Below are 26,802 nucleotides of genomic sequence, written 5' to 3'. Positions count from 1 at the left end.
GCCAGGGGCGGCCCGCCGCGCTCTTGTTCGTTGCGGTGCTAGTCGATCGAGGCCATCAGTTCCACGACGCGGTCCAGGAACGCGTCCACCTGGGACTCCTCGTACCCTTCGGTGCCGATCGCGGTGCGGAACTCGACGCGGCGCACCGAGTCCACGCTCATCGGCACGTCCTTTTCGAAGTACTCGATGAGCTGGTCGCACAACCGGTCAACGTCCTCGACGTTGTAGCTGGCGGCGTTGGAGCGCGAGGGGCGGCGGAAGCGTTCCCCGTGGGAGCGGTGCAGGCGGCCACGCAGGATGGCGGCCAACCGGCCCACCTGCTGCAGCCAGACCTCCTCGCCCTGATGGGCGATCAGGTCATCGCGTTCCCGCTTGGCAAACACGTCCTCCAGGCGGTCCAGTGCCCCGTCGACCTCGCGGGCGTTGTAGCCGCCCTTCTGCGGGGCGAAGGTGGTGCGGCGCACCAGGTGGCTGGTCACCAGGGTCTCATCGGACCCCTCGCCGTTGAAGGTCTCCCGCGCCCGGTCCAGGAAAGCGTCTACCTGCTTCATGTTGTACCCGAACTCCTGCTCGGAGACCCGGGAAAACGGGGTATCTGCTTGCTGCGACACGTTTCATCCTTCGTCGTACTGGCTCGCGCCCTGGTTCGTGGCCTGGTCGTACCGCGCACGGTACCGGCAATATTCTATGCGTTCGAGTTGCCCCGCGGGCCGGGGCACACCGTCGCGGGTCCTAGGAGTAGGTGGTCACCCAATCGATGAGGTGGGAGGCGAGATAGGTCAGCGGAACGGAGAAGAGCACCGAGTCCAGCCGGTCCATCACCCCGCCGTGGCCGGGCAGCAGGTTGCTCATGTCCTTGATGCCCAGTTCGCGCTTCACCATCGATTCGGACAGGTCCCCGGTGGTGGCGGCCACCACGATGAACACCGCCAGGATCAGCCCGGTCCACCACGGCATTTGCAGCAGGTACTGGGCGCACAGGGCACCGATCACCATGGCGCCGAGCATGGACCCGGCGAAGCCCTCCCAGGACTTCTTCGGCGAAACCTTCGGGGCCATCGGGTGCCGGCCCAGCAGCACCCCGACAATGTAGCCGAACGTGTCATTGGCGACCACCAGCAGCAGCATCGAGGCGATCAGCCACCGGCCCTTCTCATCGGCCAGCAGCAGGACGGCGAAGCTCAAAAGCAGCGGCACCCAGCTGATGATGAAGACCGAGGCCATGATCGAGGCGCTGGCGCCCTTCAGGCCCTCCATGATCCTGAACAGCACCGCCAGCAGCAGTGAGCCCAGGTAGGCGAAGCCCAGGGCCTGCATGATCCTGAACAGCACCGCCAGCAGCAGTGAGCCCAGGTAGGCGAAGCCCAGGGCCTGCAGCCCCCCGAAGTAGGCGGCCGCCGGCAGCAGGGCGCAGGCCAGCAGCACCGGGGTCAGCGGGACGGCGGTGCGCACGTGGCTGGTGGCCCGGGCAACTTCCCAGCTGCCCAGCCCGGCCAGGACGACCACCATGGCCAGCAGCGCCAGCGGGAACCAGAACAGTCCCACCAGGACCGCGCCCAGCAGCACCAGGCCCACCGCGATGGCGGCGGGCAGGTCGCGTCCGGCCTTGGATTTGCTGGCTGCCGCCGCCTGTTCGGCGGCGCGCAGCTCACGCCGCGTGCGCGGCGCACGAGGGCCCGAGTCGGCTGGCGGCACCTGCGCTGCGGTGCCGCCGACCGGGTCTGGCTGGTCTGGCATTAGACGTCCAGCAGCTCTGCTTCTTTGCGCTTGAGCAAATCGTCGATGGCCTCGGTGTGCTTCTTGGTCAGCGCGTCGAGGTCCTTTTCACCGCGGTTGCCGTCGTCCTCACCGACTTCGCCGTCCTTGACCATCTTGTCGATGGCTTCCTTGGCCTTGCGACGGTGGTTGCGGATGCCGACCTTGGAGTCCTCACCCTTGGTGCGGGCCAGCTTCACGTATTCCTTGCGGCGTTCCTCGGTGAGCACCGGCAGCACCACGCGGATGGTCTTGCCGTCGTTGGACGGGTTGGCCCCGACCTCCGAGTCGCCCAGCGCCTTTTCAATCTCGCGCAGCGCGGAGACGTCGTAGGGGGTGATCATGATGGTACGCGCATCGGGCACCGCGAAGGATGCCAGCTGCTGCAGCGGGGTGGGCGAACCGTAGTAGTCGACCATCACCTTGGAATACATTCCGGGGTGGGCACGCCCGGTGCGGATGTTCGCGAAGTCTTCCTTGGCGGCCTCGATGGTGCGTTCCATTTTCTCGGCGGCTTCCGCCAGAGTTTCCTCAATCACCGGTACTCCTTCAGGGTCCTTTGGCTGGACCAAAACCCGGTTTCACATCGGTGCCACCGGGCTTTGGCAATTCAAACTAGTTCAATCCTATGCCACGATGGGCTACGGCGTGACCGTGGTGCCGATCCGTTCGCCGCGGATCGCGGCCGCGACGTTGCCTTCGCCTTCCATGCCGAAGACCAGCATGTTCAGGTTGTTGTCCTGGCACATGGTCATCGCGGTCTGGTCCATCACCCGGATGTTGCGCACCAGCGCGTCGTTGTAGGTCAGGGTCTGCAGCTTCTGGGCGGTCGGGTCCTTCTTCGGGTCCGCGGTGTACACCCCGTCAACGCCGCTCTTGGCCATCAGCACCTCGTCGGCGTCCACTTCCAGGGCGCGCTGGGCGGCGACGGTGTCGGTGGAGAAGTAGGGCAGCCCGGCCCCGGCACCGAAGATCACCACGCGGTCCTTCTGCATGTGGCGGATGGCGCGGCGCGGAATGTAGTTCTCCGCCACCTGGGCCATGGAGATGGCCGACTGCACGCGGGTTTCCACCCCGCACTGCTCCAGGAAGTCCTGCAGCGCCAGGCAGTTCATCACGGTGCCCAGCATTCCCATGTAGTCCGCGCGGGAGCGGTCCATGCCGGCGGCCGAGAGTTCGGCGCCGCGGAAGAAGTTGCCGCCGCCGACCACGATCGCGGTTTCAACCTCGCCCACGGTCTGGGCGATCTGCTCGGCCACGCCGCGCACGGTGGTCGGGTCCACGCCGACATTGCCGCCGCCGAACACCTCCCCGGACAGCTTGAGAAGGACGCGGCGACGCTTGGGGGTATCGGTAGGGACCATCAGTTTTGCTCCTGGAGGATGGTAGTGCTTGCGGCTGGTCGGTGTGTCCCCGCAACGAGGCGCGGGCCCGGGTGCCGGGCGGGCGTCCCGTGGTCGGGGCAGGGGGTCTGGGGTGGCCGGTGCGGCCGGTGTGGATGGAGTCCGGGCGTGGGAAAGGGGAGGCGAGTCACCGAGTATGCTCGGTGCTCACCTCCCCTCCTGATTCCCGCCGCCCGTGCCGGGCGGCTATGCTAGCTGCGGATCGCTGCCCGTGTTAGGCGCCGACGCGGAAGCGTGCGAACGCGACCGGCTTGGTGCCGGCCTCTTCGAAAATCTGGCCGACGGACTTCTTGGCGTCCTTGGCGAAGGCCTGGTCCACCAGCACGATTTCCTTGAAGAAACCGGTCAGGCGGCCTTCCACGATCTTTTCCAGGGCCTTCTCCGGCTTGCCCTCGGCACGCGCGGTCTCATCGGCGATGCGGCGCTCGTCCTGGACGCGCTCGGCCGGAACCTCGTCGCGGCTCAGGTAGGTCGGGGCCATCGCTGCGGTGTGCACGGCCACGTCGTGGGCGGCGGTGGCGGCAGCCTCGGAATCCGAGTCAACGGCCAGCAGCACGCCCACCTGGGCCGGCAGGTCCTTGCTGGTCTTGTGCAGGTAGGCGGCAACCTTGGTGCCCTCGACGCGGGCCACACGGCGCACGACGACCTTCTCGCCCAGCACGGCGCCCTCTTCAACAACAACGTCGCCCACGGTCTTGCCGTCCAGCTCGTAAGCCAGCAGGGCATCCACATCGGCGGCGCCGGAAGCCACGGCGGCATCCAGAACCTTGTTGGCCAGCTCGATGAACTTGTCGTTCTTGGCCACGAAGTCGGTCTCGCAGTTGATCTCGATCATGACACCGGCGTTGCCCTCGACCTTGGCGGCCACCAGGCCCTCAGCGGTCGAACGGCCTTCGCGCTTGGTGGCGCCCTTCAGGCCCTTGATGCGGATGATCTCGATGGCCTTCTCGGCGTCACCGTTGGCCTCGTCCAGGGCCTTCTTCACGTCCATCATGCCGGCGCCGGTGCGCTCGCGCAGTGCCTTGATATCAGCAGCGGTGTAGTTTGCCACGTGCGTTCCCCATTCACTAGGAGGTTTCAAGTTATTTCGCTCGTGGGACGGGTCGGTGTCCCGGCCCGTCCCACGAGAGGGTCTGGAGTTACGCCCTTGATCTCAACGTAGCATCAACGGACAAACTCCATGAGTCATTCAGGTGACTACTCGGCGGCTGGCTTTTCAGCAGCTTCCTCGGTAGCGGTCTCGGCCTTGGGGGCCTCTTCCTTGGCACCGGCTTCGAGCAGCTCGCGCTCCCACTCGGCCATCGGCTCTGCGGCACCCTCGGCCTTGCCGGCAGCCTTGTTGTTGCGGGCGATCAGGCCATCGGCAACAGCGTCGGCGACAACGCGGGTGAGCAGGTTGACGGAGCGAATGGCGTCGTCGTTGCCCGGGATCGGGTAGGTGACTTCGTCCGGATCGCAGTTGGTGTCCAGGATGGCAACCACCGGGATGCCCAGCTTCTGGGCTTCGTCGATGGCCAGGTGTTCCTTCTTGGTGTCAACGATCCAGATTGCCGACGGGGTGCGGTTCAGGTTGCGGATACCACCAAGGTTGTTCTGCAGCTTGGTCAGCTCGCGCTTGAGCAGCAGCAGTTCCTTCTTGGTGTGGCCCGAACCGGCAACATCCTCAAAGTTGATCTCTTCCAGTTCCTTCATGCGCTGCACGCGCTTGGAAACGGTCGAGAAGTTGGTCAGCATGCCGCCCAGCCAGCGGTGGTTCACGTAAGGCTGGTTGACGCGGGTGGCCTGCTCGGCAATGGCTTCCTGAGCCTGCTTCTTGGTGCCGACAAACAGGATCGAGCCGCCGTGGGCGACGGTCTGCTTGACGAAGTCGTAGGCGCGGTCGATGAACGACAGCGACTGCTGCAGGTCGATGATGTAGATGCCGTTGCGCTCGGTCAGGATGAAACGCTTCATCTTCGGGTTCCAGCGACGGGTCTGGTGGCCGAAGTGGACGCCGCTGTTCAGCAGCTCTCGCATGGTTACGACTGGCATGTCGCAACTCCTTCCGGCAGTAGCGGACCGGCCGGTTTTCGACCGCGGTAACTGCCCTAGTTGTTTGGGTTTTCCGCGCAAGGCCCTGGTGGCCATACGCCCTAGTGCTACGTTCACGCCTGCACGCGGCAGGCGGGCTGACCCCACCGATTGCTCGGACCTCTGGGGCCTAGACACAAAATGAATCGTGAAACGTGGCACGCGAAGTCAATTCCGCATCCGCGACCGGTGTTTTGGGCACACCTGTCGCACGAAACTGCAGTTCCAAGTGTACTACACGGCTCCACGCGCTCCAGTGCCCAGGGGCCGGTGGATCCAGTGACACCGGTTACCCACATTGCGTCGCCGCCATCGCCCGGGCCGGGGTACGCGGCTCCACGGTGGAGGCATGAAAAAGTTTCGCAGATTCCGGTCCCTGGCCGTCCTTCCGCTCTTGGCGGTGTTGCTGGCCCTCTCCCCCCTCCCGCCCACGGTGCCCTCCGGCACGGCGGGCGAATTCGATCAGCCATGGCACTGGCCGCTGTCCGGGGATGTGCAGGTGCTGCGTGAATTTGATGGTCCGGCGCAGACCTGGTTGCCCGGCCACCGCGGGGTCGATCTAAAGGCGGCGGCCGGCATCAGCGTGCTCGCCCCGCAGGGCGGGGTGGTGTCCTATCGCGGGTTCATCGTGGACCGGCCGGTCATCGTCGTCGATCACGGGCAGGGTTTCAAATCCAGTTTTGAGCCGGTGACCTCATCCTTGCGGGTCGGAGATGCGGTGCGGGAACGGGAAGTCATCGGTGAGGTGGCCTCCGGCGCCCACTGCGATGGCCGGTGCCTGCATTGGGGTGTGCGGCTTAATGGCGAGTACATTGACCCGGCGTTGTTGATCGAAGACTTGCGCCCCTCGATCCTGCTTCCCCTGCACTGATGCAGCTGTTCCGGTGCCGCTGCTGCCAACGAATCCCCTGCCCGGCTCAGGAGGAGTTCGGCTGCACCGGTTCGGCTCAGGGCAGTTGGATGCTTTGGCGCGCCAGCCGCTTCCGATACTGCTTCTTCATGCCCCTGGCCGGATACATCGGTTCAGGCCAACGGGGCTGCAGGGTGTCGCCCAGGGTGATGCCGCACATCCGCCGGCCGAACATGGGCAGCACCCATTGGCGCAGCCACTCAACATCGCGCTGCGTGGCCTGCAACAGACCCATCCGTTCGGGGGTGTCGAATGGCACGAAGGAGAGCCGGTGGTTTTCACCCAGGATCTCCAGGATGCGAATCGCCATATAGCGGTGCCCGGCTCGGTTCATGTGCAACTTGTCGGTGTCCCACATCCGCCGATCCCGGTAGGCGTTCCACGTCCAGTAGTCCACGAGCGTCACGGTCGAAGGATACTGTTCGGCCAGTTCACGTACCCGCTCGTTGAACTTCCAGTTGCGTCGCTTCAACGGGGCCAGCAGCGGATGGACCGGGATGTCAAAACCGGTGAAGAGCAGAACCTGGGCGCCGGAGCCGGCAAGCCGGTGCACGGCCTGGGTGTAGCAGTGGAGCAGCTGCGCCATGTCCTTGCGCAGCTCCATGATGTCGTTGCCGCCGGCGTAGAAGCTGATGACGTCCGGCTTCATGGCCAGCGCCGGTTCAACCTGTTCGGAGACGATGCGTTCCAGCCGGCGACTGCGGATCGCCAGATTGGCGTAACGCCATTGTGGATCCTGTTTGGACAGCTGCTTCGCGACCCGATCGGCCCAGCCCCGCACTCCATTGGGAAATCTCGGATCCCAGTCCCCCACGCCCTCGGTAAAGGAATCACCAATCGCAACAAAAAGCCGGCCCATGAAGATTCAGGCTAGGCAGGCAACGTGACGGGCAGGCAACGAACGCTCGAACAATCGGTGGCGCAACGTGGGTGCGCCACGGCCTTGCCCTGTCGCTCAACCCTGCCAGGGGCAGCGTCTGAGAATGCGAAACACCGGATGACTGTCTTCACAGCGCATCCGGTGTTCTATGCGTAGGGCGTGCCGGACTTGAACCGGCGACCAAGGGATTATGAGTCCCCTGCTCTAACCAACTGAGCTAACGCCCCGCATGAGCTGCAAACCATCCAGGGGGTTGAGCACACTCGAAATATTCTAGAGCATAACCATCCGGTTCCTGGAACTGGGTGTCACGCGATTTTAGTCCCACACCTGTTCCGAGCCGTCGAGCATGCGGCGGTAGATGCCCTCGAAGGCGTCCATTGTGTTCTTCTGGGCGTGGTTCATGACCTTGCGGTGCCCGGCCCTGCCCATCCGCTCGCGCTCCGTCTCATCCAGTGACAGGATGCGATCCAGCTTTTCGGCCAGGTCCTTGCGGTCACCGGGCTGGAACATGTAGCCGTTGATCCCTTCATCCACCAAATGCGGCAGCGCCAACGCGTTGGCCAGGACCACGGGCTTGGAGGCCGAAAGCGCCTCCAGGGTGACCAGGGACTGCAGTTCGGCGGTGCCGGGCTGGCAGAACAGGTCACAGCGCAGGTAGGCCTCGCGCAATTCCTCGTCGCTGATGTGCCCGAAGAACTTGACCCGGTCCGCCACGCCCTGTTCCTTGGCCACCTGTTCAAGCTTGCTGCGCTGTTCGCCGCCGCCAACGATCTCCAGTACGGCGTTGGGCACCTGCCTCATCAGCGGCAGTGCCTCGATCAGTTCGTTGACGTTCTTCTCCACGGCCAGGCGCCCGACGAACAGGATGGTGGGTTGTTCATTGCGCAGCACGCTCTCACCTTCGGTGAGCTCGTAGTTGCCCACCTCAATGCCGTTGGACAGCGGGCGCACCCGGGTCAGGCCGGCGCGTTCGCGCATCGCCTTGGCCGCCAAGGGGGTGGGGGTGGTGATCACCTCGGCGCGGTTGAAGACCCTGCCCATGTCCCACCAGGAGTAGCGGAAGTACAGGTTGTTGAACCACTGCGGGAAAGGCAGGAACGGGTTCAGGTTCTCCGGCATCAGGTGATTGGTCGCCACGGTGCGGATATTCTTGCTGCGCCCGTAGGACAGCGCAGCCCGGCCGATCATGTAGTGGCTTTGGGCATGAATCGCATCGGGCCCGATCTCCCGCAGCAGCCGCTGGATCTGCTTGTTGACCTCCCACGGGTAGGTGATGCGGAAGTAGTCGTGGGTGGGCACGGCGTGGGATTCGAGCCGGTGCACGATCGCCTCGGGACGCACCTCGGTGTAGGTTTTTCCCTTGTTTCCCCGGCTGGCCAGCACATGGACCCGATGACCGCGCGAATGCATCGCGGTGGCCAACCGGTAGCAGAACGTCGCCGCGCCATTGACATCCGGCGGGTAGGTGTCGGCGGCAATGACGATGGTCAGCGGTTTTTCCTCGGCCACGCAGTCTTCCTTGCTTGTAGGCGTGTGGTCAGTTATCAGTTCAGTTGTCGGCGTCGTCACGCTTGTCCATTCCCCCGGCGGCAGCCTTCTTGGCGCGTTGTTCAATCACATCTGGATGGTGCTTTGACAGGGCCACCACCCCGACGATGGCCAGCAGGCCGGCGATGCCCATCACCACGCCGATGAATCCTGGCACATCCGGGCGCAGTTCGTTCAGGATCGAGATGCCGATGGCGATGCCGATGATCGGGTCGATCACGGTCAACCCCGCAATCACCAAGTCCGGCGGGCCCTTGGAATAGGCGTTCTGCACGAAGTAGGAGCCCAGCAGCCCGGCGATCACCACGAATCCCAGGGCCAGCCAGGGCAGGTTCGCGAACTTGAACTCTTCCAGGTGCATCAGCGCGATGGCGATGGTGCGCACCAACACCGCCACGAACCCGAAGAGCACCCCTGCCCCGGCGATGTAGAAGAACGGCCCAAACTTGTGGCGTCCCAGGAAACCGAAGACGGCGAAGAAGACCACCAGTACGGAGAGGATCATCTCGATCAGCAGGGTCTGCTGCGGGGAGGCGTCGCTGTTGCGGGTGGTGACGTTGATGGCCAGCAGCACGAAGCCCACCGAACCGACCATGCAGCTGACGATTGCCAGCACCGTGGGCCGGTTCATCTTCAGGTTGTTTTCCTTCGCGTTGACCACCGCGGTGATCACCAGCGCGATGGCGCCGATGGGCTGGACAACGGTCAGCGGGGCGCTGGCCAGGGCGTAGACGTTCAGCACGGTGCCGGCACCCAGCAGCAGGGTACCCAATACCCAGCGTCGGTTGGCCAGCAGTGCCGGAATGTTGCCCCAGGAAAGGTTCAGCCCGCCGGTTTGCGTCCGCACCGCCCCGGATTGCCAGTGTGCGCCGAAGGCCAGGCATACAGCGCCACATAACGCGGCAGCTACAGCGGTCCAAACCATGGCCGTGCTATCTCCTCAGCTCGTGACCGGCAACGACGTCAACCCTCTGGTGTCCGCCCGGTCTGGTCGCGAACATTCAGTTACTGGAGTGGACCTTGGTCGTCAGACCGGACCGGCTGCCCCGCCCGGGGCAGCCGGCATCCGAAGCAGGCTAGGACTTACGCAGCAGCTTGCGCAGCACGCCGACGAGCGCCAGCGCACCGGCACCGATCAGCGCGAAGGGCTTGGCCCTCTCCATCCGCTCCTGGGTGGCGCGTTCCTGATCGGTCTGCACCCCCGTGGTGGAGGAGGGCAGCACGAAGCTGCGGGCCTTCGCCGCGGCGTCCGAAACAGTCGACCCCGCCTGGTCGGCCATGCGACGGGCGCGATCGACCTTAGCTTTTGGGCCGCGCATGCTCTCTTCGAGGTTGTCACGCAGCGCCTGGATCTGACGGCGGCGGCGCTTGGTGCGCAGGATCAGTTCGTCGGCGCTCGGTGCCGGAGGCTTCGGTTCCTTGTCCTTGCCGTCCTTGTCGTGCTCGTCGTCCTTGGACTTCTTCTTGCGCGGTTCATCCAGGCTCGACTCGTCGAACTCGCTGCCTTCCTTCAGCACGCCGATATCGTGGCGGATGCCTCGAATCGCAGCGTCCGGAGTCAGCGGCAGCGCCTTCTTGATCTTGCGGTAGCCCACCAAGCCCAGAATCAAAGCGACAAGCAGGAAGAACCCGGCAACAATCAGCGCGGCAGCCCATCCGGGCAACCAAATTGCCAACACGTTGACCAGGGTGACCACTACAGCGATCACAAACAGCAACAGCACAACCAGCGCGCCGACGGCAAGGCCGACAGCGACGCCCATGCGGATGCCCTTGTCTTTCAGGAGGGTGGTCGCCAGCTTCGCCTCGTCGGACAGCTGCTGTGGGACCAGCTCCTTGAGCCCCTCTACCTGCTCCTTGGCATTCTTGATGCTGGTTTTCAGATTTCCGCCTACTCGCGTCGATCCTTCTTCAGACATGGTTTCTCCAGTTTTCTCGATCGCCAAGCGACCGGTGGTTCAAAACTAACACCCCGGCCGCTGATTCGGACTCAGCCTCAAGAGGTAAACCCACGGTATGAGAACCCCCAACTTGCGCTGTACGTATCATCGATTCGCCAGTCTATCGTCTAATGAACCCGCATTTCCGGCATTTACCAGCAGATTGGAGGGTTTGATCAATTCCCCGAACAGAATTCGGGTGTGAATCGGCGCTCGGCCGGGATGCGGGCCAACAGTCCCCTGGGCGGCATCGCGCGAGGATTCATTGCCTCTTCGCGGCTTGTTCGCCGCTTCGTTTCCTAGCGCTGGATCCCTAGGATGTACTGCGCCTGGGAAACGTGGGCGAAGGCATCCAATGAAATGCTGAGCAGCCTGGCCCCACGGCTGACCGGCGGCTCCCAGCGCCGGTCCACAATCTGCGCCAGCTCACCATCGCTAAGGACATTGAGGTAGTCCAGCTGGGCGTTGATCACGGCTTCGAGGTGCTCCATCAACAGGCGCGGATCCTCGACGACGACGCTGCGCGCCTGTTCGGGGCTGTGCCCGAAACCCATGTCATCCTCGGCGAGAGACAGGTCGAAGCGCTCTTGGTAGCCCTGCGCCGTCCACACCGGCTCCTTGCCGCTGAGCTGGGAAAGCTGAACATCGATTTCCCGTGCTGAATGCCACAGAAGCCACGCAATGGAATTGTCGTGGCCGGGGTGCCAGTTCAGGTTCTCGGCGGTGAGCTGGTCTTGAATGGATTTTGCGGCTTCGAGCGGACGGTAGGCCAAGTCCTTGAGGACCTCAACGGAGTTCATGTCATCTCCCCTTTTCGTGGTGTATGCCCATCGTAGGAGCGATCCCCGCGCCGAAGATAGGCCTTTGAGCTCACGTTTTGCTGCGGCTTAGGATGATCCGCCTCCGGCTTGGGACCCCAAAGCCCGCCGGGCAGGAGGCAGATCAGGGGGAAATGACAAAGACCCTGATCCGTACAACACGGATCAGGGTCTTTCAAAGCTCCTCCAGTTGGACTTGAACCAACAACCCTTCGATTAACAGTCGAATGCTCTGCCTATTGAGCTATGGAGGATCGCAACGTGTAATATCTTAGCACTGGCCAAGACCCGTTTCCAAATCCAGCAATGGAGCGTCACCGACATTGCTTCTCGGCCCGGTCGACCGCTATGAAAGTCCGAAAAACCAGGCAGTGGTCTTATTTCCGCTTCCGGTATTCAGTGATCGCTAACTGGGCCAGATCGATCAGTTGTTCGGCAGATTCGTCCCATGAGTAATCGCCGGCCCGTTCGAGGGATCGCTGCGAGTATTCCCTCCACACTTCCCAGTCATCGAGACGCTGGATCTGCCGGGCAAACCCCGGGGCGTCATCCGGATCCGCGTAGAGTGCCGCTTCCTGCGCGACTTCCCTAAAGATCGGCATGTCCGTCACCACAACCGGAGTCCCAACGCTCATCGCCTCCACCAGCGGCAAACCGTAGCCTTCCTCCCGGGACAGAGTGACCAGGGCCGTGCATTGGGCCAACAGTTCCTGATACGCCTCTTCACTGACCCCGTCATGGAAGATCACCGTTGCGCTCGCGGGAATCAACGCCTCCAGTTCGCTGCGCCGCGCAGCGTTGATTGGACTGAGCAGATGCAAGCTGTGCTCCGGCAAGCAAGCCATCGCCCCAATCAGGGTCTCCACGTTCTTGTATTCCATGAACGAGCCCATATACAGCAGGGACTTTTCCGGCTTCACATCCTGGGCTCGCGGAGCCGCCTGGCGGGTGGGCGCATTAGACACCAGCCCAATGTGCTTCCTGGTCAACCGATGGCGTTTCATCAGCCCGGCAGTGGTGTTGGAGACCGTGGCAACCGCATCCGCCCGATTGAGCAGCAGCCGCTGTGGCCAATACACCTGATGGAACAGAAACCAGCCCGCCCGGATGGGAGCCGGCAGAAACTTGGGCGCCCTCGGGTGCGCATAGTAAATCAGGTCATGCAGGGTGAGGATCACCGGGAACTTGCGACCCAGCGTTCCCATCGTCTGCATGGGTGAAAACACGACGTCCGGACGCAGTTTATTGACCTGCAACGCCACCAGTGGTTCCAGGGGCGAGGTGGGAGAAGTGACCTTCAGGTAGGGAACGTCGGGCAACATCGATAATTGGCGCAGATCGCTGACGAGCATGGTGACATCCGCCCGCTTGCTCACGGCCTCAATCAAACCTGCCGTATACCGGCTGATGCCATCATGGTGATTGATACGGGTATAGCGGGCATCGATGACGAGTTTCACTCTTCGGGTCGCCTTACGTTCGCTGGTTTCAACCCTCTCCACATTAGTGGCTGATCCGGACCGTTACCTGTTGCGCCACCGCTCTTTCCTGGACACTGTCTGCGCAACGAGTAGGGGTTTTACCCAGTCCGGTGGATGACCTGCTGGTAATCTCCAAAGGACCGGCGGCTTGGCTGAAGAAGACTGTAACGAGGCGGAAGGAAGGAGGCAGGAAAATGACTGACCAATTGGCCCGTTCGCAGCGATTCCTGCTTTCCTCCAACTCCACGGATGCGGCAGGGCGGGCTGCGGCCGACTTCATTATCGACCTGGTCTTGGTAACGACGCTGGGGGCCAGTGCCTTTCAGATCGGCGTGCTCAACGCGCTTGGATCGGTGGCGTTTGTTGTGGCGGCGATCCCGGTGGGACATCTGGTGGACCGGCACGGCGCCCTGCGCTGGTTACGCGTGGGGCTGGCCGGAAAGCTTGCCCTGCTCCTGGTCTTGACCCTGCTGCTGGCCACCAACCAATTGACCGTACCCGCGGTCCTGCTGCTGGTCACGGTCTTGGGACTGGCAACCTGGTGGTTGAAACCGCGCAGATCTCGGCGGTGCCCGGGCTCAATGATCCGACGAAGTCGACGAGCGGAATCACCAGGCTCGTCGCCCGGCTCACCGCCGCGAACCAGGCCCTGAGCATCATCATTCCCGCATTCTTTGGGCTGCTGATCAGCCAGCTGGGAGCCAGCACGCTGATGGCCCTGGCTGCCGGCCTGGGTTCCGCGGCGCTTCTGCTGGCCCAGCCCATCCGCAACCATAGTTCGGCCTCCGGCGCCTCGATTAAATCGCCCCGCCCGCAGCCCCAGGGCAATTGGCGCAGCGGACTGACGCTGCTGTTTGCTGATCGGCGACTGCTGGCGGTCACGGCCCTGGTGACCTTGTGCAATGCGGGCTTGGCGGTGGGTGCGGCTGTTGAGTCAATCCTGATCCTGCGCCATCTTCGGCTGGGACCGCAGTGGTTTGGCGTGATTACCGCGTTCGGGGCCGTGGGCGGCTTGCTGGGCGCGGCTTTTTCGGAGCGGATAGTGCAGCGCATGGCGCTGCCTCGCTTGACGGTGCTGACCGGATCCTTCCAGCTCCTACTCGCAGGGCTGGTGTTCACCTCTTATTTCACGGTGCCTTACGTGTCCCTGGCCTTGCTGCTGGCCCAATCTCTGTTGTGGGGCGTGGTACTGGTCATCTTCAACATTGCCAGCATGTCGTGGGTGACGACGATCGTTGACCCGGCGTTCGTGGGCAGGGTCAGCAGCGCCCGGCGCCTGTTCACCTTCGGTGCGGTGCCGGTCGGCTCCCTGGCGGGTGGCGCAATTGGCTCAACCGTGGGAATCTGGGCGTCCTTGCTGTCCTGGTGTCTGTTGTGCGCCGTGGGCACTTTGAGTTTTCTCCTGCTGTGGAGAGGCTCCTTGCGCACTCCCCCCGCTGAGCTCTGACACCGAATCCAACAGGCCGCGGTGCCCTCGTTGAGACCCTGGCATCAATGGCTTCGCAGTCGCGGCAGAGCCGCGGGAGCTTCACATTACGGTCTTCATGCCGTCGGTGACGGGCATCATAATCCCTGCATTCTTCCTTGGTGTAAATATCAGAAAACTCCGAGGCGATTTCAAGTTGATCTGCATCGAATTTGCAATACGTTACCTAGTTGTGATGTTAATGAGTTCCCGTTAGGCAAGCCTGACCAACATCATGTAATCAACTTGAGGACTACGCCATGGGCACCTCCCTTCAGACTCTGCGGCCGCAACGGCGGCAACCGACCACGCCCGAGGACACGCTGCTGTGCGGCGCCACCGCGACGCGATTCCGAGAGGAAACCGAAGACGCGCTTCATCGGGCCACACGCCAACTGCAACAGGCCAATTCCCCCACCACCGGTCCCTCCCCCACCGACTTGGCACCACGCATCGAGGCCGTTGACCTGGAAACACCGCTGGGTTCCAGCGCTGAGGTCTTTTCCGAACTGGAGGAGCTGTACCTGCGTGATGCCGCGTACTTCCACCACCCGAAGTACGCCGCGCATTTGAACTGCCCCGTGCTCATCCCGTCGGTGGCCGCGGAGGCGTTCGTCAGCAGCCTGAACACGTCCATGGACACCTTCGACCAGAGCGCCGGCGCAACCCTGATCGAACAACGCCTGGTGCAGTGGAGCGCCGGGCTCATCGGATTTGCTGTCTCACGGGCGGACGGCATCTTTACTTCCGGCGGCACCCAGTCCAACGTCCAGGCGATGCTGATTGCGCGGAATCGGGCAGTGGCCCGTCTGGACGGCCCGTTGCCGCACCGGCTTTCGCAATTGCGCATCTACACCTCCGCCGACGCCCACTTCAGCATCGCGAATGCCGCCATGCTGCTGGGCCTGGGACAGGACGCGGTGCACAGCATTCCCACCGATGCCCGCCACCGCATGGACAGTGTGTCTCTGCGCGAGCAGCTTGAGCGGGACGTGGCCGCCGGACTGGTGCCGATGGCGATATCGGCCACCGCTGGCACCACTGACTTCGGGGCCATCGACCCCCTCTCGGATCTGTCGGCCCTCGCCCGCCGGTTCGGGGCCTGGCTGCACATTGACGCGGCCTACGGCTGCGGTCTGCTGGTATCACCGCGCCACCGGCAACGGTTGGCGGGCATCGAACAGGCCGACTCGGTCACACTGGACTTTCACAAGTCCTTCTTTCAGCCCATCGGCTCCAGTGCACTGGTCCTTCGCGAGGGGACGGACTTTGACTCCATCAGGCACTACGCCGACTACCTCAACCCCCGGGCCGCCGCGGCGCAAACCCCGAACCAGGTCGACAAGTCGCTGCAGACCACCCGGCGATTTGATGCGCTCAAGCTCTGGGTGGGGTTGCGCACGATCGGCGCGTCAGCCATCGGCACCATGTTCGACCGGGTCATTGAGCTGGCTGGCGAAGCGCAGGAGCTGATCGGGCTGCGCGCCGAGCTGCGGCTTGAAGCACCGGTGCAGCTGAGCACGGTGGTATTTGGCTTCAACCACCCCACCGAGCCGCTGCCCCAACACCACGCGAACACGCTGAATGACGCGATCCGCCAGCGGCTGTACGAGCGGGGCCAGGCCATGGTCGCCGCCACCACCGTGCAAGGGCGTCGCCTGCTGAAGCTGACCCTGCTCAACCCCAACACCACGGTGCGGGACCTGGAGGAGATCCTCGACCTGATCTGCCAGGCCGGCTACGAGCTGCTCGCCGAGAACTTCGCGAAAGGACGCCCATGACCAAGCACAACGCCCAGAGCGCTTCCCGAACATCCAGCACTCCGGCAGAACACTTCGACGTCGTGGCCATCGGGGCCGGACCCTTTAACTTGGGGTTCGCGGCACTGGCCGAACCCCTGCAGGATCTGTCCCTGGCCGTGCTGGAGGCCGATGACCATTTTGCCTGGCACCCGGGAATGATGCTGGAGGGGGCGCACCTGCAGGTGCCCTTCATGGCGGACCTGGTCACCATGGCGGATCCGACCAGTCGGTATACGTTCTTGAACTACCTGAAGCAGCACGGGCGGATCTACCCGTTCTATATCCGGGAGAACTTCTACGCGCTGCGCAACGAATACAGCAACTATTTGGCCTGGGCCGCCGAAGAGCTGCCCAGCGTGCGCTTTGGCCACCGCGTCATGCAGGCCAGCTACGCCAACGGCCGCTACCTCCTGCTGGTGCTCACCAATCGCGGCATGACCACGATCAGCGCCGACCGGCTGGTCATCGGCACCGGTTCCCAGCCCTACGTACCGCCGATCGCGAACGAGGCCGCCCAGGCGACCGGGCGGCTGGTGCACAGCAGCCGCTACGTGTTCTCCCGCCCGGAGCTGCTCAGCGCCGACGGCGAGCGCCCAAAGGTCGTCACGGTACTGGGCAGTGGTCAAAGCGCGGCAGAAATCTTCCTGGATTTGCTGCAGCACCTGCCGCAGGAGGACCACCTGGTCTGGGCCACCCGCTCAAACCGCTTCTTCCCGCTGGAGTACACCAAGCTCACCCTGGAGATGACCTCCCCGGAGTACATCGACCACTTCCACGCCCTGCCAATGCGCCGGCGCGATGAACTCTCCGCCCGGCACAAGGGACTGTACAAGGGCATCAACGCCGACCTGATCGATGAGATCCACGAGCAGCTCTACCAGCGCAGCTTGCACGGCCGCCCGCCGGTGCATCTGCGCACCGGCTGCACTGCCACCGCCATCGAGGCCGGATCCGGCACCGCCGAAGACGCACTGCAGGTGACTTTGCGCCACGAGGATGACCACCGTCAGCTGCGCTTTGGCACCGACCACCTGGTGCTGGCCACCGGCTACCGCACCGGGGCCCCGGACTTCCTCTCCGGCATCGACTCCCGGCTGCGCCGGCTGCCGGACGGACGGCTGGATGTGGACCGCAACTATGCGGTGGGCGTGCACCAGGACATTTTCGTGCAGAACGCCGAACTGCACACCCATGGGTTCACCGCCCCGGACCTGGGCATGGGCGCATACCGCAACTCGGTGCTGCTGAACCGGATCACCGGACGCGAAGCCTACCCGGTGGAGCAGCGCATCGCGTTCCAGCGGTTTGGGGCCGCCGGGCTCGAAGGCCTGCCCACCGAACACCGGGAAGCATCCAACACCGTGCTGAAGGACTAGGAGACAGACGATGAACACCACCGATTTCAGCTTCCGCCCGTTGCGGCTGCCCGAGGATGCGGCCCTGCTGCACCGCTGGGTGAGCACCGAACAGGCCCGTTTCTGGGGTCTGACCGGGGCCAGCAGGCAACGGGTCCAGGAGGAATACCGCCAACTGCTAGCCACGAAGGACTACCGGGTGCTGCTTGGGCAGCGGGACGGGCAACCGCGCTTCCTGGTCGAGCTCTATGACCCGGCCACCTCCCCGCTGGCCGAGGCCTACCACGTGGTGCCCGGGGATGTGGGACTGCACCTGCTGGTCCCCGCCCCACCGGCCGCGGCAGAACCCGGTTTCACGCTGGCGGCGATGACCGCCGCACTGGCCCACGCATTCACCGGGCCGGGCACCGAACGGGTGGTGGTGGAACCCGACCTGGCCAACAAGCCGATCCAGGCACTGAACGCCCGGGTTGGGTTCCGCCCGGCGGGCCAGGTGCGGCTCACCGAAGCGGACGGGTCGCAGAAGCACGCACTGCTCTCGCTCTGCACCCGGGCCGACTTTGAACAGGCCACCGGGCTGGTCCCCTCCCCCGGGCATTTGCGGCCCGGGCACTGGCAGCAGGCCCACCACCACCTGCTGGCCAAGGCCATTGGCGAGTTCAGCCATGAACGGCTGCTGCACCCGCAACCGCTGCCGGAGGGCCGCTACCGGGTTGAGGGGCACGGGCACCGCTACGAATTCCAGGCCCGCCGCTACCTGCTGGAGCATTGGCAGGTGCAGCCGGCTTCACTGCGCCATTGGGTGTTCACCGATCAGGCGTGGCAGCCGGACACCGTGGACGTGCTGGACTTCGTCACGGTGTTCGCCCACGAGCTGACCCTCAGCCCCCAGCAGCTGCCCACCTATGTGGAGGAGCTGACCAGCACCCTGGCCAGCCACTGCTACAAGCAGCAACACGCGCAGCAGGACAGCGGGCAGCTGGCCGATTTCGCCGGCACCCCCGCCCAGTCCTTCCAGCGCATCGAGGCCGCGATGACCGAGGGGCACCCGTGCTTCGTGGCCAACAACGGACGCATCGGGGTGGGGCGCGGGGACTATCTGCGTTATGCCCCGGAAACCGGGGCCGACACCCCCTTGGGCTGGGTGGCGGCCCACCATAACCGGGCCACCTTCACCCACCTTGGTGCAACACAGCCCCAGGTCCAGGCACTGGATCACCTGCTGCGACAGCAGCTGGGCGCGGCGGAGCTGCGCAGGCTGCGCGGGCAGCTGGAACACCTGCTGGCCGGCACCGATCGGGACCCGGATCAGTACCTGCTGATCCCGGTGCACCCCTGGCAGTGGGAGCACCGCCTGGCGACCACGTTCGCCAACGACGTGGCCCGTGGTGAGCTGCTCTGGCTGGGCCACGGGGCGGACCGCTACCAGCCGCAGCAGTCGATCCGCACGTTCTTCAACCTCAGCCACCCGCGGCGCCACTATGTGAAAACGGCGATGTCGATCCTGAACATGGGGTTCATGCGCGGACTGAGCGCCGACTACATGCAGGTCACCCCGGCGATCAACGAATGGCTGCAGGAGCTGTTCGACACCGACGAGTTCCTGCGCGACGCCCCGGTGGAGCTGCTGCGCGAGGTCGCGGCGGTCGGCTACCGCAACCGGCAGTACGAGGCGGCCACCACCCCGGGCGCCGCGCAACGCAAGATGCTCGCCGCGTTGTGGCGTGAATCCCCGTTGGAGGCACTGGAACCGGGGCAGAACCTGGCCACCATGGCGAGCCTGCTGCATGTTGACGGGCAGGGCCACAGCTTCGTTGGGGCTTTGATCCGGCGCAGCGGGCTGCCGGCGCGCACCTGGATGGAACGCTACCTGGACGCCTACCTGATCCCGCTGGTGCACTGCCTGGCCGCCTACGACCTGGTGTTCATGCCGCACGGGGAGAACGTGATCCTGGTGCTGCGCGACGGGGCGGTGGACAAGGTGCTGCTCAAGGACCTGGGTGAGGAGATCGCGGTGCTCTCCGACCGGGTGCAGCTGCCCGAGCACATCCGGCGGGTGCGCACCGGCGGGGATCCGGTGCTCTCGGTGTTCACCGACGTCTTCGACTCCTTCTTCCGCTTCCTGGCTCCGCTGCTGGATGCCGAGCGGCTGCTGGCCCAGGAGGAGTTTTGGGCGCTGGTGGCCGAACGGCTGCTGCGTTACCGACGCCAGAACCCGGCCCAGGCGCAGCACTTCGACACGCTGGGACTGTTCACCGAAGCGTTCCCGCTCTCCTGCCTGAACCGGCTGCAGCTGCGCAACAACCAGCAGATGCTGGATTTGAGCGACCAGTCCTCGGGGCTGCTCTATGCCGGGGAACTACAGAACCCGCTGTCCGGGTTTGGGGATCCGGCGGTGCCGCCCGGGCGAACGCTGCGCGACAAGCACCAGGCCGGGACAAGCTAGCGCGCAGGGGCGCGGGTGGCGGCCCGGCGCGGTGCTGCCGGCAGCCGGGTGTGAGCTAGCTTTCACTTCGCCCCCACTTCCGCCTAGGGTGGAACCAGGTGCGCCAACCCCTCGACGAAAGTGAGCAATTATGAGCAACCTGGTTCCCGTCCGCCACCTGTTCGGTCCCGGCCCGTGCAACCCCTATCCGGAGGCCACCGCCGCCCTGGGTCTTCCGCTGCTGGGTCACCTGGACCCGCTGTTCATCGAGCGCATGGACCGGGTGTGCGACGGGCTGCGCACCCTGTGGGGAACCGGGAACCGGCGCACCCTGCCGTTGAGCGCCACCGGCTCGGCCGGCATGGAGGCCGCGTTCGTGAACACCATCCGCCCCGGGGATGTTGCGGTGATCGCGGTCAACGGCTTGTTCGGGGAACGTATGTGCGAGGTCGCCGCCCGGGTGGGCGCCGAGGTGGTGCGCGTTGACCACGAGTACGGCACGCCGGTGGACGCCCAGCGGGTTGCCGATGCGCACCCGAACCCGGCGGTGATTGCCGCGGTGCACGCGGAAACCAGCACCGGGGTGGTCTCGGACATCGCCGCGCTGGGCGCGATCAAGGGCGATGCCCTGCTGATCACCGACGCGGTCACCTCCATCGGCGGCATGCCGGTGCTGGCCGATGAGTGGGGCATCGACATCGGCTACGCCGGATCGCAGAAGTGCATTGGCGTGGCCCCGGGCCTGGCCCCGTTCACCATTTCCGAGCGCGCCTTCGAGCGCCGGGTGGAGCGCCCGCAGTCCTGGTACCTGGATCTGGGGCTGCTGGGCGGCTACACCACCGGGTCCACAGGCGGTGGGCGCACCTACCACCACACCGCCCCGGTGGCGATGGTCGCCTCCCTGGAGGCCGGCATCAACCGCATCCTGGAAGAGGGCCTGGATGCGGTCACCCGACGCCACCAGGAGGCGGGCACTGCGCTGCAGGACGGGATCCAGGAGATGGGCCTGGAATTGTTTGCCGCCCAGGGCCACCGCCTGCCGCAGCTGACCAGCGTGAAGGTTCCCCAAACCGTGGATTCGGCGCGGGTGCGCAAGTACCTGCTGGAGCGCTTCAACATCGAGATCGGCGCCGGGGTGGGCAAGTACGCCGACTCGGTGTGGCGCATCGGCCTGATGGGCCCGAACGCGAACCCGGGCTCGGTGGCGCTGCTGCTGGCGGCCCTGCGCGAAGCCATCGACAAGGCCTAGCCACTTCCCCCTCCTGGCGGCGCCCGGTCCGGACCCCTTCCCGGGCCCGGACCGGGCGCTTGTTCTGTGCGCGGGGCCTTTTTGGGGGAGAACTTTCGGATCACCGGTCCTCGATGGGGTCGTCCAAGGGATGCCCGGGCATGGAAAAGGTCCCGGATCCATGGGATCCGGGACCTTGTGAGCTCCTCCAGTTGGACTTGAACCAACAACCCTTCGATTAACAGTCGAATGCTCTGCCTATTGAGCTATGGAGGATTGCAACGAGATTTAACTTTACCCGAGCGGATTCGAAAAGCCAAAATCGGCCACTCAGTTCCCGCGCAGGATCCTTCGCCGCATCTCCAGCTCCATCAACTCGCGGTTGATCTGGCTGTATTCCTCACCTTGCGGGTCCAGCTCGGCCCGTTGCAGCCGGCCGATGAGCTCCGCCTTGCGGTGTGTGATTTGCAGCTCAATCAGCCCGTTGATGATGTCCGTGCAGTAGCGGGCCAGGCTGTCCTCATCGGAGGCCGGGATCGAGGTCACCGCGATCTCGGAGACCAGGGAGCGCAGCTGCTCGGGCACCTCGTCACGGATGACCTGCACCCAGGCGCTGGCAGAGGCCCCGGCGGAGCTGGCCGCGACGATCCCCGAATGCACCGCGGCGTGGGCCGGGGCCATGAAGCGGGCCTCGTAGAAGGCCTGCCACTGCTCGTTGCCCAGCCGCCCGGGCTGCTGGATCACCACCTCCAGGGCCTGGCGTTCCAGGCGCACCACCGGGTCGCGGTGATCGGGGCGTTCGAACGCCGGCTGGACGGGCTCGGTGGCCGTGGCCCCGTTCTGGGCCGGGACCGGTTCCAGGTCCGCGGCCCGCGGCAGCCGGGCCCGGCGGATCGCGGCCTGCACCGCCCGGTTCACATCCTCGTTGTCCATCCCCAGCCAGCCGGCCAGTTCCCGGGCGTAGGCCGGGCGGATGGCCGAGTCGCGGATCTGCCCGACGATCGGTGCGGTCTTGCGCAGCGCCTGCACCCGCCCCTCGACGGTGTTCAGGTTGAACTTCTTCAGCTCGGCGCGGATGGCGAACTCAAAGAGCGGGCGCTTGAGCTCGATCAGTTCCCGCACCGCCTCATCCCCGCGGTTCACCCGCAGGTCACAGGGGTCGGCCCCGGTGGGTTCGACGCATACATAGGTTTGGGCGATGAAGCGCTGGTCTTCCTCGAAGGCGCGCAGCGCCGCCTTCTGCCCGGCCTCATCGCCGTCGAACGTGAAGATCACTTCCCCGCCGGTGCCGTCATCCTGCAGCAGCCGGCGGGCAATCTTGATGTGGTCGGTGCCGAAGGCGGTACCGCAGGTGGCCACGGCGGTGTCGATCCCGGCCAGATGGCAGGCCATCACGTCGGTGTAGCCCTCCACCACCACGATCTGCCGGTTCTTGGAGATCCGCTTTTTGGCCAGGTCGATGCCGTAGAGCACCTGGGATTTCTTGTACAGCTGGGTTTCGGGGGTGTTCAGGTACTTCGGGCCCTGGTCATCCTCGTAGAGCTTGCGGGCCCCAAAGCCAATGGTGGCCCCGGCCAGGTCCCGGATCGGCCAGGTCAGTCGGCCGCGGAACCGGTCGTAGAGGCCGCGGTTCCCCTCGGAGAACATGCCGGTGAGCTTCAGCTCCTCATCCCGGAACCCCTTCGAGCGCAGGTGCTTGAGCAGCCCGTCCCAGCCCTTGGGCGCGTAGCCGACGCTGAACTGGTTCGCCGCCTGCGCGTCAAAGCCGCGCCCGGTGAGGAAGTCACGGGCCGTGGCCGCCTCCTCGGTGCCCAGCTGGGTGCGGAAGAATTCCTCGGCCACCTTGTGTGCGTCCACCAGGCGCTGGCGCTTGCCGTATTCCTCGCGGCGCGGCCCGCTGCCGCCGTCCTCATAATGCAGTTCGTATCCGATGCGCCCGGCCAGCAGCTCCACGGTCTCGGTGAACGAGGAGTGGTCCATTTTCTGGATGAACGCGATCACGTCCCCGGACTCGCCGCAGCCGAAGCAGTGGAAGGTGCCCAGCTGCGGGCGGATGTGGAAGGAAGGGGTGCGCTCATCGTGGAAGGGGCACAGCCCCTTGAAGGAACCCACGCCCGCGGATTTGAGCGTGACGTAGGAATCGACGACCTCCTTCAGGTCGGTGCGGTTGCGCACCTCGTCGATGTCTTCGCGTTTAATCAGCCCTGCCATGACCCTCACTCTAGAGGCGGTGTACCCGCCTGCTTATTGGCGTCAACGCGTTGTGGATGACGCCGCATTCCCGAGCGCTAGAACAGGCGCTCGTTGAAGCTTTCGCCCTTGACCAGGGTGGCGTGCCATTCCTTGGCCGACGCGTCGGTGAGCGATGCGACCTGGTCGACCACCACCCGCAGCCGCTCGTCGTCATCGGCCGCGTCGCGCCAGTCCGCGGCGAAGATCGGCTCCAGGTACTTCTCCTCGGTCTCCATCAGCAGGTTGACCAGGTCGGTGAGCAGCGCCCGCTGATCGGCGTACAGCGGCTGGCGTTCGGTGTCGGTCATCACGTAGGTGGCCGCGATCCCCTTCATCACCGCGATCTCGTGTTCGGTCTCGGTGGGCACGATCAGCTGGGCGTTATAGCGGGTCAGCGCCCCGTTGCCGTATTCGGCGCGGGTCGCGTCCATCGCGGCCTGGCAGAAGCGGCCAATGAACTGGCTGGTCATGTCCTTCAGCGCGGCCAGCGACCGGCGCGACCCGTCGGCGTGCGGCACCCATTCGGCGGTGTGCTCCAGGCGCGCCAGGGCCGCCTCGATGTCGGCCAGGTCGGTGCCGGGCAGGTACCACTGGCGGGTGACCTCCAGGGCCTGTTCGCGCTGGCGGGCGTGGCGCAGCCAGCGCAGCTGCAGGTTCCCGCCCACGATCGCGTCCTCCACATCGTGCACCGAGTAGGAGATGTCATCGGCCAGGTCCATCACCTGGCCCTCCATGCATACCTGGCCGGGGGCGGTGTCCGGGCCCTCCCGCAGCCAGTTGAACACCGGCAGGTCATCCAGGTACGCCCCAAACTTGGCGGTGGGCTTGCCGTCGTGGCGCAGCGGGGCCGTGTCCCGGGTCCAGGGGTACTTGCAGGCCGCGTCCAGGGAGGCGCGGGAGAGGTTCAGCCCGGCGCTGGCCCCGTTGTGCCGGAAGGTCTTGGTTTCCAGCCGGGTCAGCAGCCGCAGCGTCTGCGCATTGCCCTCAAACCCGCCGATGCCGGTGGACAGCTCGTTCAGCGCCTTTTCGCCGTTGTGCCCGAAGGGCGGGTGGCCCAGGTCGTGGGCCAGGCAGGCGGTGTCCACCACGTTGGGGTCGCACCCCAGCGCGGCGCCCAGTTCGCGGCCCACCTGGGCCACCTCCAGGGAGTGGGTCAGTCGGGTGCGCACAAAGTCATCCGAGTAGGGGGCGACGACCTGGGTCTTGGCGCCCAGCCGGCGCAGGGCCGAAGAGTGCAGCACCCGGGCGCGGTCCCGCTCGAATGCGGTGCGGTAGGCCTTCTTGGCCGGTTCCGGTACCCAACGCTCCTGATCAGCTTCGGTATATCCCTGCAGTTCGGTCATGGAAACCAGTCTAGTGAGTTTTGGTCGGCACCCCGGGCGTTATCCACCGGAGATGTCCAATTCGGCCGCGGCGATCATCGCCTTGTGCTTCTCATCCATTTCCCGGCTCTCCAGCCAGCCCTCGGGCAGGTGGGTCTTCTTCGGGTGCCCGGCCCGGCCGCGGGTGCCTTCCGCGTCGGCGCCCGGGTAGGGCATCTCCAGGTCCAGGGAGTCCAGCAGTTCGCGCAGCTCGGCCAGGGTGGGGACCTTGGCCAGGGCGGAGCGGATCTCCCCGCCGACCGGGTAGCCCTTGAAGTACCAGGCCATGTGCTTGCGGATGTCGCGCATGCCCTTGCCCTCGTCCTCGAAGAACTCGGTGAGCAGCTCGCCGTGCCGGTAGACGGTGTCCGCGACCTTGCGCAGGCCCGGGCGGAACCGGTCGGCGCGGCCCTCGAAGGCGGCCTGCAGGTCGCCGAACAGCCAGGGCCGGCCCTGACAGCCTCGGCCCACCACGATCCCGTCGATGCCGGTCTGCTCCACCATCGCCACCGCGTCCTCGGCGGAGAAGATGTCTCCGTTGCCCAGCACCGGCACATCGGGCAGCGCCTCGCGCAGGGTGGCGATCGCCTCCCAGTCGGCACGGCCGGAATAGTGCTGGCGGGCGGTGCGCCCGTGCAGCGCCACCGCCGCGACCCCGTGGTCGCGGGCGATCTTCGCCGACTCCAGGTAGGTCAGGTGGTCCTCGTCGATGCCCTTGCGCATCTTGATGGTCAGCGGGATCTCGCCCTTGGCGGCCTCGGAAGTGGCGGCGGCGATGATCGCGGTGAACAGGTCGGTCTTCCATGGCAGGGCCGCTCCCCCGCCCTTGCGGGTCACCTTAGGGACCGGGCAGCCGAAGTTCAGGTCGATGTGGTCGGCCAGGTCCTCCTCGACGACCATGCGCACCGCGGCGCCCACGGTCTTGGCATCCACCCCATAGATCTGGATGGAGCGCAGCTGCTCGTCGGCGTCGTGGGAGATGATGCGCATGGACTCCTGGTTGCGTTCGACCAGGGCGCGGGCGGTGACCATCTCGGTGACATACACTCCACCGCCGTATTCGCGGCACAACCGGCGGAACGCCCGGTTGGTGATGCCGGCCATGGGGGCGAGCACCACCGGGGTCTCGATGGTGTGCTTGCCCAGTTGCAGGGGCGGCAGCTCGAGTTTGGTGGGCGTCTGGGGCACGGCGGGGGTATCGGATAGCAGGGTCACCGAACCATTATCCCAAAAAGTTTGGCGTGGTGGGCTGAGATCTTCATCAAACCGAGACCACCCCGGGCTGGCCTTCGCACCGGCTGATGCGCAGAATTGGGTCATGACTAGTATTGCCGCCTCCTCGCGACGGCTGGTGTGGGTCCTAGCAGGACTGTGCGCGGTGGTGCTGATCACCGCCGTGAGCGTGGTGCTGCTGCGTCCGGGCGGCGCCCAGCTGCCGGCCGGTTCGCCGCAGGCCGCCACCCAGTCCTACCTGAATGCCTACTCGGCCGCTGACTGGGAGCAGGTGCACCGGCTGTCCGTACAGCCCGGGCAGCGGGCCTGCAACGACGGGCAGGGGCTGCAGGAGGTGGGGATGGAGCTGGTGTCCGCTTCCACCACCGGCTCCACCGCGATCGTACGGGTGCGGATGCACATGCTGCATCTGGAAGGACCCCTGTCCCTGGGGGTGGGCGGCTACGAGGATGAGTTCCAGCTCACCCGCCAGGACGGGGTCTGGAAGGTCAGCCTGGCGCCGTGGCTTGTGGCGTTGTGCACGGATGAGGAAATGGGGTACTGATGATGGCCACCTCCCTGGCTGCCGCGCCGCGCAGCACCGTGGGCACCGTGCGGGCCCTGGTCATGCACGGCCTGCTTTTTGTGTTGTTGATGATCTTCACCTCCGGGCTGGCGGCACTGATTTCCTCCGCCCTGTCCATGGCCGGCGCCCCGGAGGCCGATTCCGGTGCGTTGCCGATGGCGTTGGCCGCCACCGTGGTGGCCGGCCCGCTGGCCTGGGTGCTGTGGCGGGCGTTGGTCCCGCGGTTGGCCGCCGGTCAGGCGGGGTCGCTGATCTACTCGATCCAGGCGGCCCTGGTCTACCTTCTGGGCCTGGGGATCGGGTTCAGTACGCTGTGCACGTTGCTGGG

At 65.3% G+C, this 26,802-nt stretch carries 24 protein-coding genes and 3 tRNA genes; 9 read left to right on the top strand and 18 right to left on the bottom strand.

The window, feature by feature from the left end:
* Nucleotides 1-38: 38 nt before the first annotated feature.
* The 6 genes from RCJ92_RS08865 to rpsB form a co-directional block, all read right to left on the bottom strand.
* Nucleotides 39-611, bottom strand: a complete 573-nt coding sequence (locus RCJ92_RS08865) for a DivIVA domain-containing protein (RefSeq protein ID WP_138173396.1) — start codon at nucleotides 609-611, stop codon at nucleotides 39-41.
* Nucleotides 612-732: 121 nt separating this feature from the next.
* The gene (locus RCJ92_RS08860; RefSeq protein ID WP_446754339.1) at nucleotides 733-1,737 is read right to left on the bottom strand and encodes a phosphatidate cytidylyltransferase; all 1,005 of its coding nucleotides are present in this window, start codon (nucleotides 1,735-1,737) and stop codon (nucleotides 733-735) included.
* Nucleotides 1,737-2,294, bottom strand: coding sequence for a ribosome recycling factor (frr, locus tag RCJ92_RS08855; protein WP_138173400.1), 558 nt, complete (start codon nucleotides 2,292-2,294; stop codon nucleotides 1,737-1,739). Before frr ends, RCJ92_RS08860 begins: the two co-directional genes overlap by 1 nt.
* A gap of 102 nt (nucleotides 2,295-2,396) precedes the next feature.
* Nucleotides 2,397-3,119 carry a UMP kinase gene (pyrH, locus tag RCJ92_RS08850; protein WP_138173402.1) on the bottom strand — a complete coding sequence of 241 codons (723 nt, stop codon included), beginning with the start codon at nucleotides 3,117-3,119 and terminating at the stop codon, nucleotides 2,397-2,399.
* A 253-nt stretch (nucleotides 3,120-3,372) separates the two neighbouring features.
* The gene (gene tsf, locus RCJ92_RS08845) at nucleotides 3,373-4,209 is read right to left on the bottom strand and encodes a translation elongation factor Ts (protein WP_138173404.1); all 837 of its coding nucleotides are present in this window, start codon (nucleotides 4,207-4,209) and stop codon (nucleotides 3,373-3,375) included.
* 146 nt (nucleotides 4,210-4,355) lie between these two features.
* Complete coding sequence (gene rpsB / locus RCJ92_RS08840) at nucleotides 4,356-5,189, bottom strand: 30S ribosomal protein S2 (protein ID WP_446754338.1); 834 nt, start codon at nucleotides 5,187-5,189, stop codon at nucleotides 4,356-4,358.
* Nucleotides 5,190-5,577: 388 nt separating this feature from the next.
* Between rpsB and RCJ92_RS08835 the strand changes: the two genes are divergently transcribed.
* Nucleotides 5,578-6,099 carry a M23 family metallopeptidase gene (locus tag RCJ92_RS08835; protein WP_346922497.1) on the top strand — a complete coding sequence of 174 codons (522 nt, stop codon included), beginning with the start codon at nucleotides 5,578-5,580 and terminating at the stop codon, nucleotides 6,097-6,099.
* A 76-nt stretch (nucleotides 6,100-6,175) separates the two neighbouring features.
* Here the strand turns inward: RCJ92_RS08835 and RCJ92_RS08830 are convergent, their stop codons facing one another.
* The 8 genes from RCJ92_RS08830 to RCJ92_RS08795 form a co-directional block, all read right to left on the bottom strand.
* On the bottom strand, nucleotides 6,176-6,997 hold the full coding sequence (locus RCJ92_RS08830) for an SGNH/GDSL hydrolase family protein (protein ID WP_446754337.1): 822 nt from the start codon (nucleotides 6,995-6,997) through the stop codon (nucleotides 6,176-6,178).
* Between the two features lie 174 nt (nucleotides 6,998-7,171).
* Nucleotides 7,172-7,245: transfer RNA gene (locus RCJ92_RS08825), tRNA-Ile, on the bottom strand.
* A gap of 91 nt (nucleotides 7,246-7,336) precedes the next feature.
* Complete coding sequence (locus tag RCJ92_RS08820) at nucleotides 7,337-8,530, bottom strand: glycosyltransferase (protein ID WP_138925835.1); 1,194 nt, start codon at nucleotides 8,528-8,530, stop codon at nucleotides 7,337-7,339.
* Between the two features lie 40 nt (nucleotides 8,531-8,570).
* Nucleotides 8,571-9,494, bottom strand: coding sequence for a DMT family transporter (locus tag RCJ92_RS08815; protein ID WP_446754336.1), 924 nt, complete (start codon nucleotides 9,492-9,494; stop codon nucleotides 8,571-8,573).
* A 151-nt stretch (nucleotides 9,495-9,645) separates the two neighbouring features.
* Nucleotides 9,646-10,488, bottom strand: coding sequence for a phage holin family protein (locus RCJ92_RS08810; RefSeq protein ID WP_396278053.1), 843 nt, complete (start codon nucleotides 10,486-10,488; stop codon nucleotides 9,646-9,648).
* Between the two features lie 320 nt (nucleotides 10,489-10,808).
* A complete protein-coding gene (locus RCJ92_RS08805; protein ID WP_396278052.1) occupies nucleotides 10,809-11,309 on the bottom strand; it encodes a mycothiol transferase in 501 nt (166 codons plus the stop codon).
* A 199-nt stretch (nucleotides 11,310-11,508) separates the two neighbouring features.
* A tRNA-Asn gene (locus RCJ92_RS08800) sits at nucleotides 11,509-11,581 on the bottom strand.
* Nucleotides 11,582-11,704: 123 nt separating this feature from the next.
* Nucleotides 11,705-12,787 carry a glycosyltransferase family 4 protein gene (locus RCJ92_RS08795; RefSeq protein ID WP_446754335.1) on the bottom strand — a complete coding sequence of 361 codons (1,083 nt, stop codon included), beginning with the start codon at nucleotides 12,785-12,787 and terminating at the stop codon, nucleotides 11,705-11,707.
* A 215-nt stretch (nucleotides 12,788-13,002) separates the two neighbouring features.
* Between RCJ92_RS08795 and RCJ92_RS08790 the strand changes: the two genes are divergently transcribed.
* The 6 genes from RCJ92_RS08790 (at nucleotide 13,003) to RCJ92_RS08765 (ending at nucleotide 21,104) form a co-directional block, all read left to right on the top strand.
* Complete coding sequence (locus tag RCJ92_RS08790) at nucleotides 13,003-13,461, top strand: hypothetical protein (protein ID WP_446754334.1); 459 nt, start codon at nucleotides 13,003-13,005, stop codon at nucleotides 13,459-13,461.
* A complete protein-coding gene (locus tag RCJ92_RS08785; protein ID WP_446754333.1) occupies nucleotides 13,350-14,255 on the top strand; it encodes an MFS transporter in 906 nt (301 codons plus the stop codon). Before RCJ92_RS08790 ends, RCJ92_RS08785 begins: the two co-directional genes overlap by 112 nt.
* 278 nt (nucleotides 14,256-14,533) lie before the next feature.
* A complete protein-coding gene (locus RCJ92_RS08780; protein ID WP_396278049.1) occupies nucleotides 14,534-16,054 on the top strand; it encodes a pyridoxal phosphate-dependent decarboxylase family protein in 1,521 nt (506 codons plus the stop codon).
* Nucleotides 16,051-17,451, top strand: a complete 1,401-nt coding sequence (locus tag RCJ92_RS08775) for a lysine N(6)-hydroxylase/L-ornithine N(5)-oxygenase family protein (protein WP_446754332.1) — start codon at nucleotides 16,051-16,053, stop codon at nucleotides 17,449-17,451. The genes RCJ92_RS08780 and RCJ92_RS08775 overlap by 4 nt, the downstream gene beginning before the upstream one ends.
* Before the next feature lie 10 nt (nucleotides 17,452-17,461).
* A complete protein-coding gene (locus tag RCJ92_RS08770) occupies nucleotides 17,462-19,876 on the top strand; it encodes a GNAT family N-acetyltransferase (RefSeq protein WP_446754331.1) in 2,415 nt (804 codons plus the stop codon).
* A gap of 130 nt (nucleotides 19,877-20,006) precedes the next feature.
* Nucleotides 20,007-21,104 carry a pyridoxal-phosphate-dependent aminotransferase family protein gene (locus RCJ92_RS08765; RefSeq protein ID WP_138925827.1) on the top strand — a complete coding sequence of 366 codons (1,098 nt, stop codon included), beginning with the start codon at nucleotides 20,007-20,009 and terminating at the stop codon, nucleotides 21,102-21,104.
* A gap of 182 nt (nucleotides 21,105-21,286) precedes the next feature.
* On the opposite strand, the gene RCJ92_RS08760 is transcribed toward RCJ92_RS08765, so the two are convergent.
* The 4 genes from RCJ92_RS08760 to dusB all read right to left on the bottom strand — a co-directional run bounded on the left by RCJ92_RS08760 (nucleotide 21,287) and on the right by dusB (nucleotide 25,891).
* Nucleotides 21,287-21,359, bottom strand: a tRNA-Asn gene (locus RCJ92_RS08760).
* A gap of 54 nt (nucleotides 21,360-21,413) precedes the next feature.
* On the bottom strand, nucleotides 21,414-23,294 hold the full coding sequence (dnaG, locus tag RCJ92_RS08755; RefSeq protein WP_138175208.1) for a DNA primase: 1,881 nt from the start codon (nucleotides 23,292-23,294) through the stop codon (nucleotides 21,414-21,416).
* Between the two features lie 77 nt (nucleotides 23,295-23,371).
* Nucleotides 23,372-24,658 (bottom strand): deoxyguanosinetriphosphate triphosphohydrolase, encoded by a 1,287-nt coding sequence (locus RCJ92_RS08750; RefSeq protein WP_446754330.1) that lies wholly within the window; start codon nucleotides 24,656-24,658, stop codon nucleotides 23,372-23,374.
* Nucleotides 24,659-24,697: 39 nt separating this feature from the next.
* Nucleotides 24,698-25,891, bottom strand: a complete 1,194-nt coding sequence (dusB, locus tag RCJ92_RS08745) for a tRNA dihydrouridine synthase DusB (protein WP_246049750.1) — start codon at nucleotides 25,889-25,891, stop codon at nucleotides 24,698-24,700.
* Between the two features lie 103 nt (nucleotides 25,892-25,994).
* Here dusB and RCJ92_RS08740 point away from each other — a divergent pair, with 103 nt between their 5' ends.
* Both RCJ92_RS08740 and RCJ92_RS08735 read left to right on the top strand, forming a co-directional pair.
* Nucleotides 25,995-26,453, top strand: a complete 459-nt coding sequence (locus RCJ92_RS08740; protein ID WP_446754329.1) for a hypothetical protein — start codon at nucleotides 25,995-25,997, stop codon at nucleotides 26,451-26,453.
* Nucleotides 26,453-26,802, top strand: a 350-nt coding sequence (locus tag RCJ92_RS08735; protein ID WP_446754328.1) for a DUF5671 domain-containing protein, incomplete at its 3' end; no start/stop codon positions are given. The genes RCJ92_RS08740 and RCJ92_RS08735, both read left to right, overlap by 1 nt.

The organism is Glutamicibacter sp. BSL13, assembly GCF_052928425.1.
The sequence above is the reverse complement of the archived record's forward strand: the minus strand, read 5'-3'. Positions and strand labels throughout refer to the sequence as shown.

What these genes read in the sequence shown, in the direction of transcription:
- RCJ92_RS08860 (WP_446754339.1), bottom strand. Translation starts at nt 1,737, where the DNA reads ATGCCAGACCAGCCAGACCCGGTCGGCGGCACCGCAGCGCAGGTGCCG.
- pyrH (WP_138173402.1), bottom strand. Translation starts at nt 3,119, where the DNA reads ATGGTCCCTACCGATACCCCCAAGCGTCGCCGCGTCCTTCTCAAGCTG.
- rpsB (WP_446754338.1), bottom strand. Translation starts at nt 5,189, where the DNA reads ATGCCAGTCGTAACCATGCGAGAGCTGCTGAACAGCGGCGTCCACTTC.
- RCJ92_RS08835 (WP_346922497.1), top strand. Translation starts at nt 5,578, where the DNA reads ATGAAAAAGTTTCGCAGATTCCGGTCCCTGGCCGTCCTTCCGCTCTTG.
- RCJ92_RS08830 (WP_446754337.1), bottom strand. Translation starts at nt 6,997, where the DNA reads ATGGGCCGGCTTTTTGTTGCGATTGGTGATTCCTTTACCGAGGGCGTG.
- RCJ92_RS08815 (WP_446754336.1), bottom strand. Translation starts at nt 9,494, where the DNA reads ATGGTTTGGACCGCTGTAGCTGCCGCGTTATGTGGCGCTGTATGCCTG.
- RCJ92_RS08810 (WP_396278053.1), bottom strand. Translation starts at nt 10,488, where the DNA reads ATGTCTGAAGAAGGATCGACGCGAGTAGGCGGAAATCTGAAAACCAGC.
- RCJ92_RS08805 (WP_396278052.1), bottom strand. Translation starts at nt 11,309, where the DNA reads ATGAACTCCGTTGAGGTCCTCAAGGACTTGGCCTACCGTCCGCTCGAA.
- RCJ92_RS08790 (WP_446754334.1), top strand. Translation starts at nt 13,003, where the DNA reads ATGACTGACCAATTGGCCCGTTCGCAGCGATTCCTGCTTTCCTCCAAC.
- RCJ92_RS08780 (WP_396278049.1), top strand. Translation starts at nt 14,534, where the DNA reads ATGGGCACCTCCCTTCAGACTCTGCGGCCGCAACGGCGGCAACCGACC.
- RCJ92_RS08775 (WP_446754332.1), top strand. Translation starts at nt 16,051, where the DNA reads ATGACCAAGCACAACGCCCAGAGCGCTTCCCGAACATCCAGCACTCCG.
- RCJ92_RS08770 (WP_446754331.1), top strand. Translation starts at nt 17,462, where the DNA reads ATGAACACCACCGATTTCAGCTTCCGCCCGTTGCGGCTGCCCGAGGAT.
- RCJ92_RS08765 (WP_138925827.1), top strand. Translation starts at nt 20,007, where the DNA reads ATGAGCAACCTGGTTCCCGTCCGCCACCTGTTCGGTCCCGGCCCGTGC.
- dnaG (WP_138175208.1), bottom strand. Translation starts at nt 23,294, where the DNA reads ATGGCAGGGCTGATTAAACGCGAAGACATCGACGAGGTGCGCAACCGC.
- RCJ92_RS08750 (WP_446754330.1), bottom strand. Translation starts at nt 24,658, where the DNA reads ATGACCGAACTGCAGGGATATACCGAAGCTGATCAGGAGCGTTGGGTA.
- RCJ92_RS08740 (WP_446754329.1), top strand. Translation starts at nt 25,995, where the DNA reads ATGACTAGTATTGCCGCCTCCTCGCGACGGCTGGTGTGGGTCCTAGCA.